Below are 563 nucleotides of genomic sequence, written 5' to 3' on the forward strand. Positions count from 1 at the left end.
CGGTACACTGAAACGTCGTAACTGATCAGAACTTGGGGGTGACCGGCTTCGACTCCGGACGTCGAGGCAGGGGAAGCGGGCCGAGGATGAGCGGTTATCTCGTTAACGATCCGTTCAGAACAACAGCTGCCAACAAGACGCAGCCCACTACCCCCACTTACGCGCTCGCCGCTTAAGAGGGACTAGGTAGTCGTCAGTCTGGGAGAGCCTCCGGCCCAGAATCTGACGTCGCTAGGAGGATCACCGGCTGACCTGGTCGCGGGGTCGGTCGGGACATCAAACAGCGACTGAGCCTATGTCGGCTTGCCTGCGTGTCCGACGAGGCTGAGAAACAAGTAGCAGGATGCGCCCGGAGAAGCCCTGTGTCGGGGCCGGAGGACGCGGGTTCGATTCCCGCCACCTCCACTCGTTTGGCGGGGGTCTGTCCTTTACGGGCAGGCCCCTGACCAGGCCCGAAGCTTCCGCCCTTCACGATCCCGCCGCCGTTGGTTCCGGTGGTGAGGACAGGGTGAGGACAAACCGTTGTGCGCGGGATCGCGGCGGCCACCGTCTCCGCCGCCTGC

The 563-nt window shown here is 63.9% G+C and carries 1 other RNA gene; it reads left to right on the forward strand.

The window, feature by feature from the left end:
• Window positions 1–34 precede the first annotated feature (34 nt).
• Window positions 35–408, forward strand: a transfer-messenger RNA (tmRNA) gene (gene ssrA, locus AC08ON_RS15520).
• Window positions 409–563: the final 155 nt, after the last annotated feature.

Source organism: Frankia sp. CoWAU3 (assembly GCF_977971855.1).